Annotated in this window: 32 protein-coding genes; 23 read left to right on the forward strand and 9 right to left on the reverse strand. The window is 61.7% G+C overall.

Annotated elements, in window-relative coordinates; all coding sequences use genetic code 11:
- Nucleotide 1: 1 nt before the first annotated feature.
- From MUU54_RS02825 to MUU54_RS02860, 8 genes are all read right to left on the reverse strand, one after another.
- Complete coding sequence (locus MUU54_RS02825) at nt 2–505, reverse strand: single-stranded DNA-binding protein (protein ID WP_247242525.1); 504 nt, start codon at nt 503–505, stop codon at nt 2–4.
- Entirely contained in the window at nt 505–858 is a 354-nt protein-coding gene (locus MUU54_RS02830) for a hypothetical protein (protein WP_247242526.1), read from the reverse strand. The genes MUU54_RS02825 and MUU54_RS02830 overlap by 1 nt, the downstream gene beginning before the upstream one ends.
- Nucleotides 855–1,010 carry a hypothetical protein gene (locus MUU54_RS02835; RefSeq protein WP_247242527.1) on the reverse strand — a complete coding sequence of 52 codons (156 nt, stop codon included), beginning with the start codon at nt 1,008–1,010 and terminating at the stop codon, nt 855–857. Before MUU54_RS02835 ends, MUU54_RS02830 begins: the two co-directional genes overlap by 4 nt.
- Entirely contained in the window at nt 1,010–1,273 is a 264-nt protein-coding gene (locus MUU54_RS02840; RefSeq protein ID WP_247242528.1) for a hypothetical protein, read from the reverse strand. Before MUU54_RS02840 ends, MUU54_RS02835 begins: the two co-directional genes overlap by 1 nt.
- Nucleotides 1,274–1,276: 3 nt before the next feature.
- On the reverse strand, nt 1,277–1,960 hold the full coding sequence (locus MUU54_RS02845; RefSeq protein ID WP_247242529.1) for a hypothetical protein: 684 nt from the start codon (nt 1,958–1,960) through the stop codon (nt 1,277–1,279).
- The gene (locus tag MUU54_RS02850; protein ID WP_247242530.1) at nt 1,960–2,124 is read right to left on the reverse strand and encodes a hypothetical protein; all 165 of its coding nucleotides are present in this window, start codon (nt 2,122–2,124) and stop codon (nt 1,960–1,962) included. Before MUU54_RS02850 ends, MUU54_RS02845 begins: the two co-directional genes overlap by 1 nt.
- Nucleotides 2,121–2,351, reverse strand: a complete 231-nt coding sequence (locus MUU54_RS02855; RefSeq protein ID WP_247242531.1) for a hypothetical protein — start codon at nt 2,349–2,351, stop codon at nt 2,121–2,123. The genes MUU54_RS02850 and MUU54_RS02855 overlap by 4 nt, the downstream gene beginning before the upstream one ends.
- A gap of 527 nt (nt 2,352–2,878) precedes the next feature.
- Complete coding sequence (locus MUU54_RS02860) at nt 2,879–3,634, reverse strand: LexA family transcriptional regulator (RefSeq protein ID WP_247242532.1); 756 nt, start codon at nt 3,632–3,634, stop codon at nt 2,879–2,881.
- 29 nt (nt 3,635–3,663) lie between these two features.
- On the opposite strand from MUU54_RS02860, the gene MUU54_RS02865 reads away from it, so the two are divergent.
- Nucleotides 3,664–3,918, forward strand: coding sequence for a hypothetical protein (locus tag MUU54_RS02865; RefSeq protein ID WP_247242533.1), 255 nt, complete (start codon nt 3,664–3,666; stop codon nt 3,916–3,918).
- An 8-nt stretch (nt 3,919–3,926) separates the two neighbouring features.
- Here MUU54_RS02865 and MUU54_RS02870 read toward each other — a convergent pair whose 3' ends face one another.
- Nucleotides 3,927–4,193 (reverse strand): hypothetical protein, encoded by a 267-nt coding sequence (locus tag MUU54_RS02870; RefSeq protein WP_247242534.1) that lies wholly within the window; start codon nt 4,191–4,193, stop codon nt 3,927–3,929.
- Nucleotides 4,194–4,351: 158 nt separating this feature from the next.
- Between MUU54_RS02870 and MUU54_RS02875 the strand changes: the two genes are divergently transcribed.
- The 22 genes from MUU54_RS02875 to MUU54_RS02980 all read left to right on the forward strand — a co-directional run bounded on the left by MUU54_RS02875 (nt 4,352) and on the right by MUU54_RS02980 (nt 22,152).
- The gene (locus MUU54_RS02875) at nt 4,352–4,849 is read left to right on the forward strand and encodes a phage regulatory CII family protein (RefSeq protein WP_247242535.1); all 498 of its coding nucleotides are present in this window, start codon (nt 4,352–4,354) and stop codon (nt 4,847–4,849) included.
- Entirely contained in the window at nt 4,849–5,052 is a 204-nt protein-coding gene (locus MUU54_RS02880) for a hypothetical protein (RefSeq protein ID WP_247242536.1), read from the forward strand. The genes MUU54_RS02875 and MUU54_RS02880 overlap by 1 nt, the downstream gene beginning before the upstream one ends.
- Nucleotides 5,049–5,615, forward strand: coding sequence for a GcrA family cell cycle regulator (locus MUU54_RS02885; RefSeq protein WP_247242537.1), 567 nt, complete (start codon nt 5,049–5,051; stop codon nt 5,613–5,615). The genes MUU54_RS02880 and MUU54_RS02885 overlap by 4 nt, the downstream gene beginning before the upstream one ends.
- Nucleotides 5,615–6,250 carry a class I SAM-dependent methyltransferase gene (locus MUU54_RS02890; protein WP_247242538.1) on the forward strand — a complete coding sequence of 212 codons (636 nt, stop codon included), beginning with the start codon at nt 5,615–5,617 and terminating at the stop codon, nt 6,248–6,250. The genes MUU54_RS02885 and MUU54_RS02890 overlap by 1 nt, the downstream gene beginning before the upstream one ends.
- A complete protein-coding gene (locus MUU54_RS02895; protein ID WP_247242539.1) occupies nt 6,243–6,701 on the forward strand; it encodes a hypothetical protein in 459 nt (152 codons plus the stop codon). The genes MUU54_RS02890 and MUU54_RS02895 overlap by 8 nt, the downstream gene beginning before the upstream one ends.
- Nucleotides 6,702–6,740: 39 nt before the next feature.
- On the forward strand, nt 6,741–7,214 hold the full coding sequence (locus MUU54_RS02900) for a hypothetical protein (RefSeq protein ID WP_247242540.1): 474 nt from the start codon (nt 6,741–6,743) through the stop codon (nt 7,212–7,214).
- Entirely contained in the window at nt 7,211–7,537 is a 327-nt protein-coding gene (locus MUU54_RS02905) for a hypothetical protein (protein ID WP_247242541.1), read from the forward strand. Before MUU54_RS02900 ends, MUU54_RS02905 begins: the two co-directional genes overlap by 4 nt.
- Before the next feature lie 131 nt (nt 7,538–7,668).
- Nucleotides 7,669–8,928 (forward strand): primase-helicase zinc-binding domain-containing protein, encoded by a 1,260-nt coding sequence (locus tag MUU54_RS02910; protein ID WP_247242542.1) that lies wholly within the window; start codon nt 7,669–7,671, stop codon nt 8,926–8,928.
- Complete coding sequence (locus MUU54_RS02915; protein WP_247242543.1) at nt 8,925–10,955, forward strand: phage/plasmid primase, P4 family; 2,031 nt, start codon at nt 8,925–8,927, stop codon at nt 10,953–10,955. Before MUU54_RS02910 ends, MUU54_RS02915 begins: the two co-directional genes overlap by 4 nt.
- Before the next feature lie 506 nt (nt 10,956–11,461).
- Nucleotides 11,462–12,154: a hypothetical protein gene (locus tag MUU54_RS02920; RefSeq protein ID WP_247242544.1), complete on the forward strand. Its 693-nt coding sequence runs from the start codon at nt 11,462–11,464 to the stop codon at nt 12,152–12,154.
- 127 nt (nt 12,155–12,281) lie between these two features.
- Nucleotides 12,282–12,854, forward strand: a complete 573-nt coding sequence (locus tag MUU54_RS02925; RefSeq protein WP_247242545.1) for a hypothetical protein — start codon at nt 12,282–12,284, stop codon at nt 12,852–12,854.
- A gap of 182 nt (nt 12,855–13,036) precedes the next feature.
- Complete coding sequence (locus tag MUU54_RS02930; RefSeq protein WP_247242546.1) at nt 13,037–13,660, forward strand: hypothetical protein; 624 nt, start codon at nt 13,037–13,039, stop codon at nt 13,658–13,660.
- Nucleotides 13,657–15,777, forward strand: coding sequence for a terminase gpA endonuclease subunit (locus tag MUU54_RS02935; RefSeq protein ID WP_247242547.1), 2,121 nt, complete (start codon nt 13,657–13,659; stop codon nt 15,775–15,777). The genes MUU54_RS02930 and MUU54_RS02935 overlap by 4 nt, the downstream gene beginning before the upstream one ends.
- Nucleotides 15,774–17,429: a phage portal protein gene (locus MUU54_RS02940; RefSeq protein ID WP_247242548.1), complete on the forward strand. Its 1,656-nt coding sequence runs from the start codon at nt 15,774–15,776 to the stop codon at nt 17,427–17,429. Before MUU54_RS02935 ends, MUU54_RS02940 begins: the two co-directional genes overlap by 4 nt.
- Complete coding sequence (locus MUU54_RS02945; protein ID WP_247242549.1) at nt 17,422–17,676, forward strand: hypothetical protein; 255 nt, start codon at nt 17,422–17,424, stop codon at nt 17,674–17,676. The genes MUU54_RS02940 and MUU54_RS02945 overlap by 8 nt, the downstream gene beginning before the upstream one ends.
- Before the next feature lie 14 nt (nt 17,677–17,690).
- Nucleotides 17,691–18,764 (forward strand): head maturation protease, ClpP-related, encoded by a 1,074-nt coding sequence (locus tag MUU54_RS02950; RefSeq protein ID WP_247242550.1) that lies wholly within the window; start codon nt 17,691–17,693, stop codon nt 18,762–18,764.
- 15 nt (nt 18,765–18,779) lie between these two features.
- On the forward strand, nt 18,780–19,157 hold the full coding sequence (locus tag MUU54_RS02955; RefSeq protein WP_247242551.1) for a head decoration protein: 378 nt from the start codon (nt 18,780–18,782) through the stop codon (nt 19,155–19,157).
- A gap of 13 nt (nt 19,158–19,170) precedes the next feature.
- The gene (locus tag MUU54_RS02960; protein WP_247242552.1) at nt 19,171–20,196 is read left to right on the forward strand and encodes a major capsid protein; all 1,026 of its coding nucleotides are present in this window, start codon (nt 19,171–19,173) and stop codon (nt 20,194–20,196) included.
- The gene (locus tag MUU54_RS02965; protein WP_247242553.1) at nt 20,196–20,423 is read left to right on the forward strand and encodes a hypothetical protein; all 228 of its coding nucleotides are present in this window, start codon (nt 20,196–20,198) and stop codon (nt 20,421–20,423) included. Before MUU54_RS02960 ends, MUU54_RS02965 begins: the two co-directional genes overlap by 1 nt.
- Before the next feature lie 3 nt (nt 20,424–20,426).
- Nucleotides 20,427–20,810, forward strand: coding sequence for a hypothetical protein (locus MUU54_RS02970; protein WP_247242554.1), 384 nt, complete (start codon nt 20,427–20,429; stop codon nt 20,808–20,810).
- Complete coding sequence (locus MUU54_RS02975) at nt 20,807–21,622, forward strand: hypothetical protein (protein ID WP_247242555.1); 816 nt, start codon at nt 20,807–20,809, stop codon at nt 21,620–21,622. Before MUU54_RS02970 ends, MUU54_RS02975 begins: the two co-directional genes overlap by 4 nt.
- On the forward strand, nt 21,619–22,152 hold the full coding sequence (locus MUU54_RS02980; protein ID WP_247242556.1) for a baseplate assembly protein: 534 nt from the start codon (nt 21,619–21,621) through the stop codon (nt 22,150–22,152). The genes MUU54_RS02975 and MUU54_RS02980 overlap by 4 nt, the downstream gene beginning before the upstream one ends.
- Nucleotides 22,153–22,164 lie beyond the last annotated feature (12 nt).

Raw genomic sequence — 22,164 nt, forward strand, 5'->3', positions numbered from 1 at the left:
GTCAAAAGGGAATGTCGTCGTCGAGACCACGAGAGAAGCTGCCGCTGCTCGTGCCTTGAGAACCTGAGGATGTGCTGGAGGAGCCTGTGGCCCGATCTTCGTCCAAGCCGTAGTCGCCCGGGCCAGTGCCGCCGGCTTGGTAGCCGGAGCCCTGACGCTTATCGAGCATCTCAAGCTTGGCGCCGAAGCCCTGTAGGACGATCTCGGTCGAGTAGCGGTCGGTGCCCTGGCTATCTTGCCACTTGCGGGTCTGCAGTTGGCCCTCGACGTAGAGCTTGGAGCCCTTCTTCACGTACTGCTCGACGAGCTTGCAGAGCCCCTCGACGAAAACGACAACCGAATGCCACTCCGTCTTTTCGCGCCGCTCGCCGCTGGTGCGATCGCGCCAAGTCTCAGAGGTCGCGATGCGCAGCGAGGCGATCGGCCGACCGTCCTGGGTGCGCCTGATCTCGGGGTCAGCGCCGACATTGCCGATGAGGATGACCTTGTTGACGGAGCCGGACATCAGACAGCCTCCCGCGTCATCGCCGGCGCAGTGCCGGGCAGTGGCCAGGTCCGCGCGATGCCGACAAGCGCCGTGGCGAGAAGAAGCGAGGCCACCGGCGCGGTCAGTGCCCGCTGATCGCCCTCAATGATGCGTTCGGCAAAGCCGATCACGTCCCAGAAGTCGACCGGACCAGCGATGCAGCTGCCATCCTTTTCCTGCAGCGCAACCGCGCCGACGGTGAAGCTCTGCGACAGCGGCGACCCGTCTTTGTGAACGCCGCCAGTCAGCGCGCCGCTCTCGTCGGTCAAGCAGAGGCTGCGACCGGAGACCGGAAAGGTCTTGACGACTGTGACGGTTATCTTCTCGGTCATGCCGCCTCGCTTTCGCGGACGACCTTCACCTTGCGGATGATGCCGTCATGGCGGGCGAGCGCCTTCTTCGATGCATCCTGTGCCGTCTCGGCGTCGACATCGACCTTGTGGCCGTCCTCGAAGTGGACACGGAAAGGGACGTGCTTTGCCATCAGGCGGTCCTTTCGGTTTTGAAGGTACGCGAGGCCCGGTGAAGGCCGGCGCTGGTGTTGATGATGGTGAGGATGAGCTGCGCCAGCGCTTCGACATCGGCGTCAGGGCGGTCGTTGTTGACGTCGAGCGTCAGGACGTCGCGCCCGTCCGCGTCAACCAATGTGGCGAGGCAGTCCGGGCTGCGCGCGAGCGGCAGCTTGACGTCATGCGCATCGAAAGGGAGGCGGATCTCTTCAGGATCGAACAGGATGGCGAACTGCATGGCTCACGCCCTCCGCCTGGTTCGAGCGGCAAGTGCTGCCTGACGTGCAATGATGTCCGGACCGATGAAGGCGTGGCAGTATTCGGCGAACTTCTCTTCCGCACGTGCCGTGCCCCAGATGCAGATGGCGCCGCTGGTCTTTGGCGGGTCCGACGGCGGAAACCGGTTCGCGGCCTCCGGCCCGAAGTGCGCTATCGCCTCGGCTCGGCACATCCGCTGGTCCATGGTCTTGACCAGCTTCCTTTGGCGCGTCGTCCAGAATTCGGGCAGGGGAAGGTTGGCTGCCGCATAAATCGCTGCGTCCCATCCGCCTTTCATCTGCGCGATCGCCGATTTTACGGCGAGCGATGGCAGCAGCGATCCGAGCAGGGTCTGTGCAGGCTCCGTCCAGTCGCCGAGCAGCCATTCATGCGCGTCATGCAGCAGGAATAGTGCTGCCTCCAAAGGGGTGCCGCCTTCGTTGAGGATGGCCTGGGCGCCCATGACGCAATGCTGGGCAATCGGTATGCCGCGGCCGTCGAACCGGCGAGCGCCGGCAAGCGCACGCGCCATGTCGACGAAGCAGATCTCGTTGACCGTGGGTGCAGCGAGATCCATGACGGTTCCGTCGGCGCGGAAATTCCACACCGGCTTGACTGCCAGGCGCGGGAAGGTGAGGGGCTGGGGCTGGCGGGCGAGCATCGTCATCACACACCCGCTGCAGCGGCGAAGCCGAGAGCGACGGCAACAACCGCCGAAAGGAGATAGGCCAGCGGCCGGTTCCACATCGTGATGCGCTCAGTGAGGATCTCGATAAGCTGCGGATCACAGCGGCGCTCGGCGCTATCGGTGAAGAGGTCGGCGCTGTTCATGGCGCCACCTGCCGGGTCGAGTTGCGGCGGGCGAGCTGGATCGCGGCCGGGCCGAGACGCTCGATCGAAGCCTGGCTCCATCCGCGGTCGCGGAGAGACTGAACGTCACCGCGTCCGGAGAATGCCTCCTCGCGAAGATGCTCCGCCATGCGCTCCGTCAGGGAGCGGGCGCAACGAACGGGCTGTGAAGGTGCGGATGTGACAGGGGCTGGGGCGTAGCGGATCATCTGGTTCCTCATCGGCTTTTAGCGTTCGCGGTATCGAGCGGCAGGGGCCTGCAGCACGCTGGCGGCGATGAGGACTTATAGTAGGAGATTTCCAACTTCGCAAGATTGAAAGTTGGAAAGCTGAGGTATTGATGGATAGCTCCAACTTAAGGCGAGGAATCCTAAAGCATCTACAAGGCGTTAGCGGAGCCGGTTGGCAGCGAATCACTTTTGACTCGACAAGGCCCGTGAGTCTTGCTTTTTGTGCGTGAACGAAATGAGAACAAACTTGAGGTCGAGAAGTTGTCGGTTATCGATCACCCGGATGCACACAGGTTGGTAGTGGAATTGGCGAGCGTTTACGTCGCCTGTGACGACTGCGGACATTCGAGGCTGCTGAGGCCGACGAATCTGCGGCAGGCTTCGTCCCTTGGTGTGCATACATTCAAGCAGCTTTGCCGGAAGATCCGATGCAGTGAGTGCCCTAAGAGGCGGCCTGAGGATCGAAATCTGACCGTCCGCCCCACATGGGTAGCAGAAGATAGACTTCAAACGGTGGCGTGAAAGACGACTTTATGCACCGAGAAGACGCTCTCTGTGTCAAAGGTTAGCTCGTTCTCCTCGCCTTCATCGGGATTGTGCTGCCACAGGCGAGTGACCTTCGAAGATCGGGACCGAAACTCCTTGATATAGCTCTCTCGGCCATTCTCCTCATCGGTCAGGATCTGGACGATAACGTCGTCGCCGGCGCGGACGGGTTCATGCGGATTTATCCACACCGTCTCTCCAGCCTTGAAGCGAGGCTCCATCGAGGTCCCGTAGACGCGAACGGCATATGCTCCCTCTACGCCTTCAAGCATCGGAGGGACGAATAGGCGTCCCATCTCTGCCCCATTCAAGATGAAGCGGCCATTCGGCCCTGAAACCGATTGCCCCAGAAGGGGAATGTAGCCTTCACCCGAGAACGTCTGGTATCGTGGTGGGAAGCTCGCGTTCGGCCTGGTGCGCCTATTGTCGGTCGGGCTATCTCCGTCGACCGGAACAGCAACATTGCGCGAGAGTGCGGCTGGATCCAGACGTAGCGCAGCGGCCAGGCCAACAATTTTGTCTGCTCTTACAGATGACTTCCTCCCCTCGACGATGTCGCGGATGTAGGAGCGCTCGATGCCTGCCTGCACGGCAGCCTCAACGGGCCCCAAGCCGAGTTCTTCCAATCTTTTGACAACGATATCGCGCAATGTGTTCATGCCCCCATAATAGGAAATTTCCACCATCGGACGCGAATTGGAAATTTCGATTTGCATAGGTGGAAGTTTCCAACTATAACGGCTGCATGGAAACGCAGCTCGTTCACCATCTGATGACCCTCGCTGAGCGCTACGGCGCGGCACGTTGCCTTGAGGAGGCGACAGTCGGTCGCCATTGTGCGGCAGACGGACGCTTCTTCCTGCGCTTGCGTGAGGGAAAGACTTTTACCGCGAAGAAGTATGACGAGGTGGTCGGCTGGTTCTCCCGCAATTGGCCTGACGATGTCGAATGGCCCCCTGAAGTTCTAAGACCGACGCATCTGGTGGAGGCTGCCGAATGACCATCCGCCTAATTCAGCTGGCCCGCATCAGCGTCCCCCAAGATCCTCGGCTCGATCCGGTCAAGCGCTTCCAGCGCCACGCAGGCGAGCTGCTGACTTTCCCGAGCAGGCTTCCTTTGCATCGCTTCCAGCCGGAAGCGAATGTCGTCAATGATTGCGGTGCGAACCGCCCGGCTGTCGTCGTATTCGCGGCTGACCAGGTGGGTCAGGTTGATAACGAGCTGCTCGAGCACAGCGTGGCTCACGAGGAGCGCGGTCAAGGTCTGGTCGGTCATTGCTTCAATCCCTCTCTCTTGAGGCCTCCCGATCCCGCTGCCTTTGCTTTGGCCTGCGGTCCACCGTGATGGCCTGACGAACCGACATTTCGCAATTCGATCTGCTTCCCGCCACGGGAAAACCTGCAGCGATTTCCCGTTGCGGGAAAGGAGCATCCATGTCTTCGACCGATCCTTTTCTTCTTCGTCTCAAGGCAGCGCAGCGTGACCTGATCGAGGCCTGTGGCGGCATCGTCCGTTCCGGCGACAAGACCGGCCACAGCAAGAGTACGGTGGGGCGCTGGATGGACCCGGCGGACCCGGCAACCATGCCGCTTGCAGCGGTCCGTTCGCTCGAAATGGACTGCCGTCAGCCATTCGTCACATCCGTGCTTGCCGAGGCCTGCGGGCGCCGCCTGACCGATCCTGATCTGGAGCGCGCAGCCGAAGTCTGCGTGATGCAGAGCCATGCCGAAGTCATGCGGCAGATGGCGGAGCTTGCGCAGGGCATGGCCATGGCGATCGCCGATGGTCGCGTCACGCCGGCGGAGGCAACCCGCGTGGACCGGGTTGCTTCGGACATCCAAGGCGCGCTCAGCGACCTGCGGTCCGCCTTTGCGTCGGTCAAGGCACAGGGCGGCACGGCTGCCAGCCTGCGCGTGGTGGGAGACGAGTGATGGAGCGCGGACCTATCACCGAACCATCTCTCGGACTGCGCGGCATTGAAGCCATCCGCCTGCTGGACACGGACATTCCGCAGTCCTGCGCGGTCGGATTTCGCGAAGACATGGATGCAATGTTCGCCGTGGAGACGAGCCGCAATGTCCGGTGCCTCACCTCGACAGGGTCCATTGCAGAACGGGCGAGGGTGCGGTCATGAACAGCGGGATTCCCTGGGCGCAGGCCGATGTCGAGCTGGTGGCCGATATGTGGAAGGCCGGCAATTCGGCTTCCGTGATTGCTGGGAGGGTCAAGCGATCGCGCAACGCCGTGCTCGGGCTGATGAACCGGGACCGCGACCGTTTTCCGAAGCGCGGCAAGGGTTCTGCGACGACTCCCTCTACATCCCCGTCCACTCCTGCAAAGCGCACCAGTCGCCTCAACTCCTTCAATGTGCCCGTGCTGCGGAAGGCGCGCGCCGCGGCTCTTGCCTCGCCGAAACCGCAGCCGGCGCCTGCTCCAGAACCTATCGCAGCGCCGGAGCCGGTCGCTCCGGTCTGGGCTGAAGGTCATGAGCGCGGGGCAAGATCGGACCTCTCTCGCTTCCGCCTGGTCGACGTCGAGCCAAAGGACTTCGCCTCTCTCGGGCGCTTCGAATGCCGGTTTCCGCTCGTCTGCTTCGAGGCGGCTTCCGGGCCAGACATGCCCTGCTGCGGCGCGGGAACCGACCCGCTCAAGAGCTATTGCGACGCCCATCTTGCCGTCATGGCGGGGAGGGTTTGATGGGACAGAACATCTCCCATGCTGTGATGGCCCAGCGGATTGAGCCTCACGACAGCCTGGACGATTTTCCAACACAGCCATGGGCAACGCGGGCGCTTCTGGAATCGGTCATCATTCCTGCCTGTGGACCGGTCTCACACATGACCGCTTGGGAACCTGCTTCCAATCGCCTGCACATGGCTGGCCCGCTCACTGAATATTACAGCGATGTATGGGCATCTGATATCCATGATTATGGCGTCGGATCAGTCCAGCATGACTTCCTGTTGCCGTTCATCCCAGAACTCTTCGAGGGCGCGCAGCCTGATTGGATAATCACTAACCCGCCTTTTCGACTTGCTGAGCAGTTCATCGAACGTGCTAGCCAAGTGGCTAGGGTCGGCTTTGCCACGATTGTCCGGACCTCCTTCCTCGAAGGCGTTGGGCGTTACACGAACCTATTCAGCAAGAACCCCCCATCAATCATCGCCCAATTCGTCGAGCGGGTGCCGATGGTGAAAGGACGCCTCACCGCCACCGGATCTACCGCAACTGCCTACTGCTGGCTGGTCTGGGTTGAGGGTGAGGTCAACACTCGGTTTGCCTGGATACCTCCGTGCCGCAAGCGACTGGAACGGAGGGAAGACTATGCATGACATCCGCCTCGTCATCGTCACCGACCAGCCGCAGCGCGCTTCCCGCATTCTGCTCGGCTGTGCTGTCGACCGCTTGCCATCATGGATCCGCGTGATGTCCGGGGCCGAGATCTCGGAACTGCCAGCCGGGGCGCCGGTGCTGGCGATCTGGTTTTCCGATCGCTCTTTTGCCGAAGCTCTCTACCGCGAACGCCGCGAGCAGGTGTCGCTCGATAACGACTACGGCAAGCACTACCAGCGAATTCAGGACGCGCTCGCGAGACGCGATGCGGCGGAGAAGGCGCTTTGCGACGATTACTGTGCCGAGATGTCCTCCCGGCCTCAGGCGCAGGAGGAGGCGGGGACAGTAGCGGCCGATCAGCAGGAAGTCGCGACATCCCCGTCCTCCGCTTCTCCCCCGACCGATCTTCCTTCCGAACCTCTACACCAACGTCAATCGAGGTGGACTTGAGCAATGGGATTTCACGCTTTCGGCCCTGATGAATTCAGAATGACAGCCCTTCAGTTTGAGGCGCTATTGCCTCACGAGCAGACGGAAATGGCGCTCCTGGTGAGAGAACGCCTGGAGGAGGCGGGTCGCGGCAGGGAACTGCCGCGTGAACTCGCAGCTCATGTTATTCGCTCTCACGCCTATGCAATCCCGACGCCGGCCACGCCGCCGATCGTAACAGAGGGGATCACGGAGCGGTTGACCGGCGAGGTATCCTCGCATGGCAGCTATCCCAAGCTCGCCGCCGCCATCATCCAGGCCATCCATGAGGCGGAGGGTGGCATTCTGGAGGCGACGAAGGAAGATATTGCCGCCCGCTTCAAGGCGACGCGCAATGGCGTCGAGCGGGCCATGAACAATCTGCTGGACGACCAACTGATCCGGCGCACCTCGACCCGTAGCCAGCGCTGGACCCTGACGGTCAAGGCTCAGCGTCTCATCGATCAGATCCTGTCGGCAGGGGGTGCAGCATGATGGACCGGCCCCGCCTGCTTCTCGTCGTGGCCCCCAGCAAGCTGGAATGCCACCGGACCGCAAAAGAGTTCCGGCTCGACTTCCTGAAGGTCGAGCGGATGCGCTTCATCAGCGACCCTTATCATCTACGCGGCTGGTCGTATGGCACACCCTTCATCGCCCTTCATCGTGACCGTTGGCCGGAGGCGCTCGACCAAGTTCTGCATGCGCTGACCGTTAAGGGGCAGCTGCGGATCGCGAATGATCGCGATCTCGACGAGCTGCGCGAGGGCTTCACCCCGCCACGGCTGAGCGTCTCCTTGGCGGGGAGGGTGGCGCTGTGATCCTCACCTGCCATAGCTGCCCAAAGCAGCTCTGCTTCTGCGGATCGAACCGCAATCTGTTTGCCCGCCTGTTCGGCTGGGTCATTAGGGGGGGGGCGCTATTACTGCGCTTCCTGCGGAGGTGAGGGATCGTGAGCGACGAGATCTCCGACTTCATCAAGAGAGCGAATCTTGTTCCGGTCTCGGTCGGCGTGTCCCGATTGAACCTGACGCTTCCGAAGATCAACGACCAAGGCATGCCTTGCCCTGCCTGCGGTGGGAAAGATCGGTTTGCCGTCAACTTGTCGAAGGGCCTGTGGGTTTGCCGTGGCTCCGCGGGTGGCGGCAATGCCGTTGGCCTGATCGGCCATGTCTGCGGCTATGATCTGCATCGGCGCGACCATCTGCTTGAGGCCGCTTCGCTTGCCCTAGGCGAGGCCATCCCGGAGGGTGGAGAACGTGAGAGCGCCGATGATTGCGCCAAGAGACAGGCGCGGATGGCCGCACTTCTTGACCAGGCTCAGCAGGACGCCGAAGCGGACAGGCAGAAGCAGGACGCATTTCGCGACCGCGAGGTGAAGAAGGCGCGCGGCATCTACCTCAATGCCACCATTGCCCCGCATCCGGAGGACGGCGAGCTGCGGCACTATCTTCGCCTGCGCACCGGCTACGTGATGCCTGACAGCGTCTTCGAGAACATCCGCTTCAACCCGCGCCTCACATTCTGGAGCGACAAGCGGGACGAGCGCGGTCACCAGATCGAGCTCTACGTCGGCTACGGCATGATCGCGCCCTTCGTCGACCTGTCCGGGCATGTGACCGGCTGTCATCAGACATGGATCGACCTCGGTAATGCTTTGAAGTTTCGCCCGCAGATCCTCGACGACAAGGGCGACGCCCTGCCGACGAAGAAGATGCGCGGCACGAAGAAGGGCTCGATCATCCCCATCTGCGGCGATCTTTCGGCCCGGCGGTGGCTGGGCGGAGAAGGAATCGAAACCACGGCCGCGGTGGCCGGCTTCGAGGGATTTCGGGCCGACACCTTCTATTTCGCGACGGGCGATCTCGGCAACATGGCGGGGCCGGCCGATCCCAAATCGGCGTTCAATCACCCGACGCTCGTGAAGACCGATAGCCGTGGGCGGTCACGACCGGTGCGCGTGGCAGGGCCGGTACCAAAGCCCGATCAATCTCCCGCCGATGCCTATCAGCTACCGGACCATGTCGACGAGGTGGTGCATCTCGCCGATGGCGACAGCGAGTTCGTGTTCACGGCAGCGGCACTTGAGCGCGCAAGCCGACGCCTAGCGCGGCCAGGCCGCGTGATCAGGCCATGGTGGCCACCGGAGGGGATGGACTTTGCAGAGGCGCTGGCGGGCGCGAAGGCTGGGAAGGGCGGGGACAGGACGTGACGGACAAGAAGAATGCTTCCGGAATGCCGGAAGAACTGGTGCGTGCGCTGGCGGAAGCAGAGCAGCAGCGCGCCCTTTATCGCCCGAACCCGGACCCTTTGCCAACGGAAGAGCCAAGGGAAGAGCCTGCGACCCTGCGGCTTTCCCCGGAAGAGATCCTCGAGGAATGCTCCCGCGAACCGGAAACAGACATCGGTAATGGCCGCCGTCTCCTGAACTGGCACGGTGACAAGATCCTCCATATCACCAATGTCGGCTGGCATGGCTATGACAAGCTGCGGTGGGTTGAGGATGCCTCCGGCGCCATCGTTCGGTCTTTGGCGCACCAGACCGCTGAAGCCATCGATGATGAGGCGATTTGCCTTGATTGCTCACCGGACGAACAGGCGAAGATTGCCGCCGGCAAGCTAGCACTCGCAAGGCTCAAGGACATGGGCAAGCCGCCCGCGGTTTCCAGCGATGTCGACGAGGATCGACTGGCGGAGCTCGACGCGCATATCGAGGCGATGAAAGAGGCCGAGATTGCCAAGGTGCGGATGGGCAGCCCCGGCAAGACCTGGGACGACGAGAAGCACGCCGAATTCCAGAAGCTGAAGGACGTCATCAAGGTCGGCAAGCAGGCTGAGCGCGAGCGGCGCAAGATGATCGACGCCACGTCATCATGGACGCAGGCGCAGTACGACGAATATGCGCGCCTGGAGGATGACGTTGCCGCCATGGATGCGGTGCAGACGGACCGCGCAGGGCGCATGTCATCCCGACACAACCACGCGAAGAGCTCGGCCGGGACGAGCCGGATCAACAACATGCTCACGGAAGCCATCCCTTATGTGAGCCGGGAGGTCGAAGACCTCAACAAGGATCTCTTCGCCGTCAACTGCCGAACGGCGACACTGCGCTTCTTCTGCTCGGAAATGGATGGAGCGCGAAAATGGAAGCTGCGCCGCGACCGGCACACCCCGCTCGACTACATTTCGAAGCTTGTTGAGGCGGAGTTCAAGCCGGATGCCACCGCGCCGCTGTTTGATCAGTTCATGCAGCGCGTGATGCCGAACCCGGATTATCGGAAATTCCTGCAGCGATACATGGGGTATTGCCTCCTGGGCTCAACTGCCGAGCAGTGCCTGCTGTTCTTCTATGGCGCAGGCCGGAACGGTAAGTCCACCTTTGTTGACCTGATGGTCGACATCCTCGGAGACTATGCCGTCTCCATGTCGATCGACAGCTTTGCTGGCGATAGTAAGCGGGCTGGCGCGGAGGCGACACCGGACCTTGCCAGACTGCCCGGCGCCCGTCTGGTGGCGGCGTCCGAGCCGGAGATGGGCGTCCACCTGAAGGATGCGTTGATCAAGACGCTGACGGGCGGTGAGCCGATTGCGGTGCGGCGGCTGCATCAGGATTTCTTCGAGCTGATCCCGCAATTCAAGATCATCCTCTCCGGCAACCACAAGCCGATCATTAGGGACGATTCCGACGGGATCTGGCGGCGCGTGCACCTGGTGCCATGGGAGATACAGATCCCTGAGGATGAGGTGGACCGCGATCTGCCGCGCAAGCTGCGAGGAGAACGCTCCGGCGTCTTTCTCTGGATGCTGCGTGGCGCGCTCGACTATCTCCAGCGTGGCCTACAAGTGCCTTCTGGTGTCACGGCCGCGACTGCGGAGTATCGCGAGGAGAGCGATCCCATTGGTGCCTTCATCCGCAATGCCTGCCATGTGTCCGGCAACGATGTGGACCGGGAGACCCCGGAGGAGCTGTTCAATGCCTACATGCGCTATGCCAAGCGGGAGGGCCTCGCGGAGTTCAAGCAGGCAACGTTCTCCAAGCGTCTGCCTGACCGAACCCGGCAGAGCTGGAAGGGGCAGGACGGGCTCATGCATCAGTTCCGCAAGGGCAAGAGCGGCACCACCTTCTATTACGGCATAGCCATTCGCGACGAGTTCAAGGGCGGGCAGGGGAGCGGGATGGGCGAACCGCCGTCCGGTCGGTTTGCTTCCGACGAGCCGTTCCCGGAGGATTTCCCATGATCCACTGCCAAAACCCGGACCCTTTGCTGCTGTTGATCGGCCAGCCTGGCGCTCTGCATCCCGAAATCAGGGGCGAAAACTGGGGCGCTAGGGACGATGGCGATGAGGTGTTTCAGTTTCCGTCCCAGTCAAAAGGTCAGGAGTTTCAACGGCTTTGGACGCTAGGGACGCTAGGGACGCAAATTTCAATCTTCATATGATGCGCGAGGAAAAGCAGCGGTGAAAAAAACGACCTTCTTAAAAAACAATGCGGAGCATCATGCGCGTCACGTAAGGCGTTATTTTGCGTCCCTAGCGGCCCTACCGTCCAAAGCTATTGATTTTATTAGGGTTGGACAATTTCAGATCGTCCCAAACAGGGTCGATCCTTGCAAATTTGGGACGGAGAGGGTCGGACAATGAGAAAAATCGGGATTGAGGAGCTTCTGACCTGGGCCTTTACGCAAGAGTTGCCGAAGTTTGGCACATCAGAGGCTCTTGGGCCGAGCTTCAGCCAAGCGTGGTCGATGATGATCGAGGTTGCAGCGCTCGGCACGATGGTAGATCGGTCGCCTAATGCGTTCGGCGTTCTTTCGACATGCCTGTTCGAAGGCGATCCTCATCCGGACGCCATCATTGTTGGTGAAGCCGTCCGAGCCTTGGCCGGACGTAACTTCGAGATCGCGTCCGACTGGAACCCAGTGCCGGAGTGGAGCGATGAGCATGGCCTAATCCGTGAAGCCGTGGCCGCAGTGGTCGACGAGCTGGTTGACGGTCGATCGGCCCGGATCAACGGGAGGCACATCGTGACGTTGGTGACGTGCTCCGCTTCTTTGAAGCGCGGTCCGGACTGGAAGGTCGGCTCGTCACCCTCTGTTGTGGTCCTCAAGCGGAATGGAAAAGACCCTGCATGGTTCATCATGCAGAAGGGAAAGGACAGCTTCGGCCGCAGCATCGAACGTGAGGTCGACGGGTTTGACTACAAGAAGCGCCGTCCGCGGCGCGGGGCTTACAACAAGCATCGGCTGGACCGGTCGGTGCGCGGGGCAGTCCTGTCCCGCCTAGACTGGCAGATCTGGCAATCTGCCCTGGAAGATCTTTGTTCCAGCCTTCATGGTCGTCTCCATAACCATGATTTGCTGCCCTTCACGCCGGATCGGCAGCCATGGTGCAGAAGTCGACACGATGAAAATATTCAGCAAGTTATTGAGAATACGTGATTTAAATTTCGAAATGCCGTCTTGCGGCGCGACTGAAAGTTGACATAGATTAGGCACACTGAAAAAGATCAGATAACCCGCTAGCGGAAACGCTTGGCGGGTTTTGCATATCCGACGGAGGGCGCACATGGCGAAGATCGTTCATGTGGCCTGGGCTGACAGGGTCATGCAGCAGTACGGGAAGCGGGTGCTTCATCTGCACCAGAAGTTCCCGAAGGTTCTGCCTCGCATCGTCAACCAGGTAGGCGACCGCGCTAAGACGCAAGTGGTTCGCAACCTGACGAAGCAGACGGGCCTTCCGCGCAAGACGATCGTTGCAGCAGTCGGAGATCCGAGCAGGGCTCGGCCGGGCCGGCTGTCATACGAAATGGTGACGCGAGGCGGCAACATTCGCCTGAAGTATCTGGACGCGAAAGAGACCGAAGCCGGTGTCGTCGCGAAGCCCTTCGGAAAGCGGACGCTCTATCCCGGCGCCTTCATGCGCGGTGGTCGCTTCCCTGACCGCAAGGACGTCAAGAAGTTCGACGGCCATGCCTTTTACAGGCTCAACCGCTCCGGAACCCGGATTACCTTCGCGCGCTCTGGCGTGATCATTCCGACCGAGATGACGCGTGGAGCTACGAAGTCGGCCTTCGATCGGATTGCGGGACCGCTCCTGCAGCAGAGGATAGAGGCGGCCATCGCCAAGCTGGTGCCCTGACCCTCTCTCCGAGGGGTGTTGCAGCAGGGGCACACCTCTACCCCCACCCCCCCATTTAGGGACCGTTTCGGGGAAAGCTGGGCATACGGAGGCGCGCGACTGCGGGATTTTCCTAGTGCGACCCTTCGCAGGCGGTACACGAATACACGTGCAAGCACGTGTGATGCACGGGACCTTGCACGATGGACGAAGACTGGATCTCGATCACGGACGCGGCATCGAGGCTGACTGCTGATGGTGACCGCGTCGACCGTTCGACGCTCTCCCGGTACCTGAAGCAGCATGCAGAGGCTCTGCCGCTCAAGCCTGACGGCAAGTCCAACCTAGTCGATTACACCGCGCTCGTCGCGCACCGGTCTGAGAACATCAGGATCCGGGTTTCCGCACCCGCGCCGGCCGCCAGTCATCCGCGGGCGACAGGCGGCCAGACAAATGGCCGCTTCACGGGATCCCAGTCCGATGGTGCGGCGCGTAAGGCTCAGGCTGACGCCGAGCTGCGCGAGATGGACCTGGCGGAGCGGCGCAAGGAACTGACGCCGGTGGCGGAGGTGGATCAGGCGGGGCGTGATGCCGTCGCCATGATGCAATCGGCCTTCGAGCGAGCGATTGAGAGCGAGGCCCAGACCCTGTCCCTCAAGTACGGGTGGGATGAACGCATTGTCCGCCTCGCGCTGAAGAACTTCACGAAGGCAGGCGTCGCCGTCTTCAATCGTCAGGTGCTGGAGAAGCTGGACGCGATGCGGCGCCGCGAGGATGCCGGCGACGATCACTTCGCCATAGAGGCCGAACCGCAGTCACTGCAATGACCATTCAGGACATTAGGATACGCTTCCCGGATCTGCCGAACGGAGCGATTGCCATCTTCCGCGGCATGGCTGCTGCTAGCCAGCCAACGGAGGATCTTACGCTCAGCGAGCATGCCGACCGGTACCGCAAGGTCTCGCCGGAATCGGGTTCGCCATGGCCAGGCGATTTCAGGACCGACAGGGTGCCTTACCTGCGCGAGCCGCAGGATTGCCTCCACCCTGATCATCCGGCCCGCCGCGTCACCTGCCGGTGGGCGGCGCAGCTCGGCAAGTCGACGGCGATCGAGAACTGGTTCTGCTTCATTGTCGATCAGGCTCCCGGCTCGATGATGATCGTCCTGCCGACGCTCGAGGAGGCGACAAAGTTCAACCGGGTCAAGCTGCAGCCGACGATCGACGCGTCTAAGCGCATCTCGCACAAGGTCATGCCTGTCAGCAGCCGGGACGAGCAGGGCAGCACAACTTCGTTCAAACGATTTGCTGGCGGCTTCTGCCAGATCGTCAACGCGGGCTCGTCGAAGGGCCTGCAGATGGTGTCGATCAAGTATCTCGCCATGGACGAGGTGACCGGCTATCCGAAGGACGTCGACGGGCGCGGCAGCCCTCGTGGCCAGGCGCGTGCGCGGCAGAAGATGTACGGTGACCTCGCCAAGGAATGGCAGGGTTCTACACCTGGCGTCGCTGGCGAGTGTGCCATCACGGACGATTTCGAGGCAGGCGATCAGCGGTACCGCTATGTGCCGTGCCCGCATTGCAGCAGTTATCAGGCACTGAGCTTCGACATGATGCGCCCGGCCGAACCGGAAAGCGATTTGCCAGTGCATATGCGTTGCCTGTCCTGCGATGGCGTCATCCTTGATGGCCACAAGCGGGACATGAACGAGCGCGGCCACTGGATAGCACGGCGGGTGCCTGAAGGTGCCGACCCGGTTCCAGCGGTCATTGCCGGATCTGAGATCGAGCAATGGATCTGCCCGCCTTGCGAAGGCAGGTGCCGCGACTGGCAGCCGAGCTATCATCTCTGGGCGGCCTATGCGCCGCGGGAGAAATGGGCAGAGATTTGGGCCCGGTGGGAGGATGCGCAGGGTGACGTCACCAAGATGCGCACCTTCTGCCAGCAGGATCTTGCCGAGCCGTATGATCCCGGCGGCGTGACCGTCGAGTGGGAGAAGATCGTCGAGGCGGCGAAAAATGAGCTTCTCCCCTCCCGCATCATTCCTTCCTGGGCGGCGCTGGTCGTATCAGCGGCCGACGTTCAGGGGTACGGCATCAAGTGGGTGGTCTATGCCATCGGTGCACGTGACCAGATCCAGCTGATCGACCGGGAGATCTTCGAAGGTGCGCCCGACCAGTCGGACGAGCCGTGGATCAAGCTCTCGGATGCGCAGGCCCGGACATATCCGATCGAGAGCGGTGCCCGCGAGAAGGGTATTGATCTCAACGGCGTCGACTCCGGCTGGGCAACTGATCGCGTCTATCGTTTCTGCGCCGGCCGACCAAACGTCTATGCGCTCGACGGTCGCGAGCCCATCGGACTGCCCTGGCTGGGGACGCCGGTCAAAAAGGATATCAAGGATCACAAGAAGCGCGTCGTCGCCAAGGTGCTCCTCTATCCGGTCGGCCTCTACGACGTGAAAACGACTGTTACCGCTGCCATGGCCAACCTGGTGCAGGGGCGGGCGGAAAACGGGGAGTGGCCCCGCAACACCGTGCACTTCGCGTCCGACCTATGCGATGCGGATTTCGCGAAGGAGCTGACGGCCGAGCGCCTCGTCGACGCTGATGAGGAGGCTCGCTCCAGCGTCAGCCGGCGCGCCCGCCGCCTCATAAAGCCGAAGGCCGGACGGCAATGGAAGAAGGTCGTGGGGCGGATGAACGATTGGTTCGACGCGACCGTCTACGCCTTCGCGCTCGCCTGGCATCTGCAGAACAAGCGCAGGCTCACTCTCGACCGTTGGGCAGATCTCGTCCGCGATCTGCACGGCGATCATGACGAGCCGAAGGACCTGTTTGAGGTTGCCGATCAGAACCCGTTCGTAAAGCCAAGATCTGAGCCAGTCGTTAGCGCGGCATCGAAGCCTCGGCCACCTCGCAAGAAATGGAGATCGTACTCGTGACCGATGGCAAGCCTCGCATTCGCGTCAAGGCGGGAGCAGTAGCGTTCCCGGCGGCGCCGGCTCGTCAGAAGCCGACGATGCGATACCTCCGCGGCGATCGATCCGGCGTCCTCAACATGCGTCGGGCGATCACGCGCGACGCCAAGATCGACGTGCGAGAGGCAGCCGAGAGAGCCTCTGCTCTCGCGCTCGACTTCATGCACAACTCCGGCTGGATCTCCGGTGCTGCGGACCAAATTGTAGCTGACACGGTCGGGACGGAGCTGAAGTTGAACGCTCGTCCGGAGCTTTCGGCGCTCGGCTACTCGGACAAGGAGCGGGCCGACTGGTGCCGGTTCGTCGAAAGCGAGTGGCGACGCTACGCGTGGAACCCGGCCGAATGCGATCTGGCCGGGAAGATGACCGTGCCGGAAATGGTTGATGCTGTTGTCCGGACCTATCTCGCCTATGGCGAGGCCTTCGGCGTCCTCGATTTTATCACAGTGCGCGCCCGGCGTTCGCTGGGGCTGACGACCGGGACGAAAGTTAGCCTGGTGGCTCCACACAGGTTGCCGCGCACGTCGCGCGAGTTCGAAGGCCTCGATCAGGGGATCTTCCATGACGCGCTGGGGCGTGCGCTGGTCTACCGGTTTCGTAGCCGCGACGGAGGCATTGAGGTTGATCGCGACATTAAAGCTGGCGACGTCATCCACGTGATGGATCGCGGCCTTAATCCGGGCAGCCCTCGCGGGATTTCCGTCATGGCGCCGGCGCTCAAGGTCATCGCTCAGTCGGACCAGCTCGCGGATGCGACGCTTGCCACCGCTCTGATGCAGACGATCTTTGCAGCAACGATCAAGAGCCCGGAGCCGAGCGAGCAGGCCTTTCAAGCTATCCAGACGCTTGCGGACTCAGATCCTCCTCCGGGCTTCGAAGGCGACTGGAGCAGCCATGTCGGAGGAATCGCGGAGGACTTGATCGACATCTGGGGCATGAGGATTGAGGCGCTTAAGGAAAAGGGTGTCTCCATGTCGGATCCTGCCAGGATCAACCATCTCGGTCCCGGCGAAGAATTCGAGATGCACACCGCCGCCACGCCGGGAAGCCAGTACATCCCGTTCTCGCAGAACCTGCAGCGAGAGATGGCACGGTGCCTCGGCGTCACGTTCGAAAGCTTGTCGATGGACCATTCCAGTTCGACATACTCCTCCGTCCGGATGGCCGTCTCGACAATGTGGCCGATCACAACCCGACGGCGCGAGCGCATCGCGGCACCTTTTGCTCAGGCTCTCTACGAAGCATGGCTTGAGGAGAGCATCGCCGAAGGTCGCATCCCGCTGAAGGGCGGTTACCAGGCGTTTCTGGCAAACAAACAGAAGGTCGTCTGGGCGGAATGGCGAGGCCCTGAGAAACCATCAGCAGATCCCTATAAAGATTCGCTGGCGAACAAGGTGGACCTCGAAACCGGTGCGGCAACGCTGCAGCGAATCTACGCAGCGAAGGGCCTCGATTGGGAAGAGGAACTGGAGCAGGCCGGCAAGGAGAAAGCCAAGCTCGACGCTATGGGCATCCCTGCGCCTCATGGGCGTAGTCAGGGTGGAAGCGGCGCTGGCCCGCTTGGCGGTGCAGCCGATGGTCGACGTGATCCAATAAGGGAGGGCGAGGATGCCTGATCCTGATCCACTACATGTCGACTGGTGCGCCAGAGCGGTGCTTTTGCGCAAAGTTGAAGAAGCTCTCCTGACCGGCGAGATGATCACCGAGGCTCGTTTCGGTGAAGACATGGCGCGGTACGCCAACGCGAAGCTCGAGGACGTCAAGCGCGCCCTCGAGGAAGCAATCCGCAACTGTCAGATCGCGCGAGGCGAAAAGCCTCGGCGCACCCGCTACGCGATATCAGGCCGGATGCGGCCTTACTAAGGATCTCCCAAGACATGGCTGCGATACTTGAGGGCAACCGGCTCACCCTGACCGGTGATGTCGGCGACTTCGGCTGGGGTGACTACTTTACCCACGGTGATGTCGTTCTGGCGCTGGCACAGATAGACGACGAAGACGACTTGGTAGTCTTCATCAACTCAGGCGGCGGCATTGCGACCGAAGGAGCAGCGATCTTCGCCCTGCTGGGGCGGCGTTCCGGCACCACAGACGTGACGGTAGACGGTATCGCTGCATCCGCCGCAAGCCTCATCGCCATGGCTGGCGACACCATCACGATGTCGGTCGGCTCGACGATGATGGTCCATGACCCAAGCGGGATCACGAACGGCAACTCTGCTGAGCACAGCAAGACGATCGAAGGTCTGGAGGCATTGGCTACGGCTTTTGCACGAGCCTATGCGTCGAAGACCGGCAAGACCGTCGAAGAGTGCCGAGAGATCATGAAGGAAGAGCGGTGGTTCACCGCAGAGGAAGCCGTTGCGGAAGGCTTTGCTGATGCTGTCGGTCAGCAGAAGGCAAAGCCGGTAGCGGCTTTCGCTTACCACCAGGTCTACGCCCACGCTCCCAAGAAGCTCGTCGCCATGGCGAAGGCAAAAGATTGGCGCCGACCAAGCGCCAGTGCCCCGGCGGCCTCCGCCGCTCAACCCAGTCAACCAAAGGAAACCACGATGACTGACAAGGAACGGGCGGACCAGCTGGCCGCCGAACTGGCAGAACTGAAGGCTCTGATGAAGAGCAACCAGGATGCCGACGCTGCTGCGGACATGCAGCAGGAACTCGAAACGCTGCGCGCCGAGAAGCAGGCACGTGAAACCGCCGATGCCATCATGGCGCTGGAAGAGGCTCAAGGCAGGGAAGAACAGGCGAAGGCACTAGCCGACGCCGGGATCTCGGTCGAGAAGGCAAAGGCCATCATGGCTGCCACGCCCAAGGCTGATGCCGGCGTTCTCGAGCAGCGGCGCCTCAACGGTGAGGGCTTGAACGGCAAGGGCGGAAGCCAGCCATCCGCAAAGGGCGACAAGTCCGTGCTCGCCGCCGCAGTCGCACGCACTAACAAGCGTCGCTAACCAGGAGACACGCAAATGCCAGTTCTGACCGAAGACCGCTTTTCTGGAGCGGCCCACTACATCGTGTCCGAAGCCAACGGCTATCGGTCACGCGAACAGGTTGTCATCGCCAGCGGATCCGGTGTCCTCAAGGCCGGAACCGTCCTCGGCAAGGTGGCAGCCTCCGGCAAGTACGCGCCGTACAACCCGACGCTTGCCACCGGCGTCGAGACTGCAGCCGCCATTCTCTATGAGGGCTGTGATGCCGCAGACGGGGATGTCCGCCGCACCGCGACCGTGCGGGATGCCGAGATTCATGCCGAAGCCCTGCAATGGGATGCCGGCGTGACCACCGATCAACACAAGACCGATGCCCTGACCGACCTGGCGGGCTCCGGTATCATCGCCCGTTAAGGAGGCTACTCACATGGCACTCGTCACAGACGTATTCACCGGCAATGGCTGGGGCGTCGTCGACTTCCAGGAGGAAGTTGTCGAACGTACCGAGTTCCGACCGCAATTGCTCGGCTCTCTCGGCATCTTCGAGCCGATCTATTCCCGCTCGCGCACTATAGCGATTGCGGACCGCGATCGTACGCTGACGCTCATTCCAACCTCGGAGATGGGCGCTCCGCCGGAGGAATTGATCCCTGAAGGCGCGAAGGTCCGGCCGTTCAACACGACCCGCCTTGCCAAGGGCTCGACTATTTATGCTGCGGAGCTCGCGGGCGTGACAGCCCTTCCATTCGATGTTCAGACGCGGGAGGTCTCTCAGGAGCTTGCCGACCGCGCCGGCCAGATCATGGACGACCTGGAATTGACCTGGGAGCACATGCGGTTCGGAGCCATCCAGGGGAAAGTCCTCGATTCCGATGGCAGCACCATTATCGATTGGTACGCTGAGTGGGGTATCGATGCGCCGGTGGAGATCAACTTCGCTCTGACCACCGATGCCACCGATGTTCGAAAGAAGTGCCGCGACGTGAAGCGGGCGATGCAAAAGGCTGCCAAAGGTATCTGGACGCCGGCAACGCGCGTTGCTGCTCTCGTAGGCGATACTTTCTTTGACCTGCTCGTCAACCACACGCAGATCAAGGAAACCAAGATCGGCACGGAGCGGGTCGTTAGCCTCGAAAACATCGAAGGCTTCTCAGCGATCGAGATCGAAGGGATCACCTTCATCAACTATCGCGGTACCGACGATGAATCGACGATCGCGATCGACACCAACAAGGCGAAGTTCTTCCCGATCAACGCCCGCGGCGCTTTCAAGGTCGGCTTCTCGCCGGCCAACGAGTTCAAGCCGTATCTCAACCAGCGCGCCCGCGAATACTACGGGCTCATGCTGGCCGATACGTCCGGCCGGGAAGCATGGGACCGGGTCGAGATCTACAGCTACCCGCTGTTCATCTGCACCCGCCCGGAAATGCTGCAGACGGGGAGGGCTTCGTGATGGCTGACATGATCGCGAAGTCCGGCTTCTACGATGGCAAGTTCCGCAAGGCCGGTCATCGGCACAGCGGACCTGCATCGGACGATGTCTCCACTGCTGGTGACGAGCAGGTGGTGGATCTCGATGCCATGACGAAGGACGAACTGGTTGCCGAGGCCGAGAAGCGCGGCCTAGAGGTGAAGTCCTCCGACACGAAGGCCGAAATCCTTGCGGCCCTGAAGGCATAGCCCATGCCTGTCGCCGCCAACTTTCATCAAATCCGCGACCGTATTGTCGCGGCGGTCGACAAGGCATTCGCAGAGCCGGTGAAAATCGCCTTCATGAAGAAGGGCCGACTGGATCCGGATCGGCCGGCTGCCCAGATCGAAGCAGTGCTGCGGGTTGGCGGCGGCAAGGAAACCAACATATCCGGCGGCAGGACTTCGTCCTGGCGGACCAAGCTTGCCGCCGGTAAGGCCGAACTTCACATCGATCGCGCGACATACCCGGATCTCACCGTGTCCACCGAGGATGCCGTGCAGGCTCTCTCTCGACCCGGTGAGCCGTGGTTCGCAGTCTCACGGGTCGATGACCGCGGTGACAACCGCCTTGTCCTGGAGCTGAGCGAGAAATGAGCCTCACCCGTATCGCGCTCCGCATTGCGGCTGTCGAAGCACTCAAAGGCCGCACGCTTGTCGGCGCCAATGTGCTCGACAGCCCGAACGGCGCTCTTGATGTCCAGGCTGACGGCACCTTGCGGACGGAGGAGGAGAAGCCCTTTGTCGCCATCTATACCGATCAGGGCAGGGCCGAGAACTTCTCGGGTCGATCCCTGACGGAGAACGGTGCCTGCGACATCATCTTCGAAATGGGCGTCTCCTCCGCCATGCTCCATCTCGACAAGGACACCGGCGAAACGAGCATGGTGGGGATCAACATCCCCGCCTCAGACAAAGCGAGCGAGTTTTTCCTTGATGTTGTTCAACGCGAGATCCGCGACGCCTTGACCGACCCGGGAAATGCCTGGGCAGAGATCTATCGCGGGCTGCACTACCGGGTTCTGAAGATCGAATTCGCAGGCGCTCGCAACGCCGATGATGGCCAGAAGCTTGCGGGCCATCAAATGCGGCTGACGGTCGAACTGGCTGACGATCCGGTGAGAGGGGAGGGGCTCGATCCGCGCAGCCCGTTCCTGAAGTTTCTAGAAGCGCTCGAGGCGAGCGGAGACGAGGACTACGTCAAACAGGCCGCCATGATGAGGTCGCTCCTGTCGGGCGGGGACGAGTATCGAGACCTCCTGCAGCGTCGCCACGGAATGACCTCGGCCGAACTGGACGCGCTCGGCCATGAGGCGCCCGTGCTGGCAGAAGACGGCACGGTTGCGGAGATGACGTCTGTCGACATCGAGATCGATGGTCTTTCGCCTGTCCCGGTGACGGAATCATGATCGCTGATTTCATCGCCATGCGTCTCGATATCGAGATGCTGAAGACGGCCTTCGGCAATTCGCTGAAGGTCGGACCTGTCGAAGTCATCGACGCGCAAAAGGGTTACCGGCTGCGCCTCGGCGGAACGGATGCAGATCCGTTCCTGTCGCCCTGGTACCCACATCCGGAGACGGGCAAGACATCGATCCCCCTGAAGAAGGGGCAGATCGTCGGCGTGGTCAATCCGAGCGGAGATCCGCGGCAGGGGCTGATGTTCCGGGGCGGCTATTCCGACGGAAATCCGAGCCCGAACGACAATATGGCCGCCAACGTCTTCGAGGACGCCGGCGTCCGGATCGAGATCAAGGATGGCGTCGTCTTTGTGAAGGCGGCTTCCAAGGCGGTTGTCGAAGCTCCTGTGGTGGAGCTTGGCGGCGAAGGCGGCAGACCCGTCGCCCGCATCGGCGACAAGGTGAACGTCGGAACCGGCTCTTCGCAGGGGCTGTGGCCGATCGTCGAAGGATCGTCGGCCGTGTCGGCCGTCGACTAATCAGGAGAGCAA

Origin of the sequence: Pseudorhizobium tarimense, from assembly GCF_022968135.1 — a bacterium.
GTDB classification, from domain to species: domain Bacteria; phylum Pseudomonadota; class Alphaproteobacteria; order Rhizobiales; family Rhizobiaceae; genus Neorhizobium; species Neorhizobium tarimense.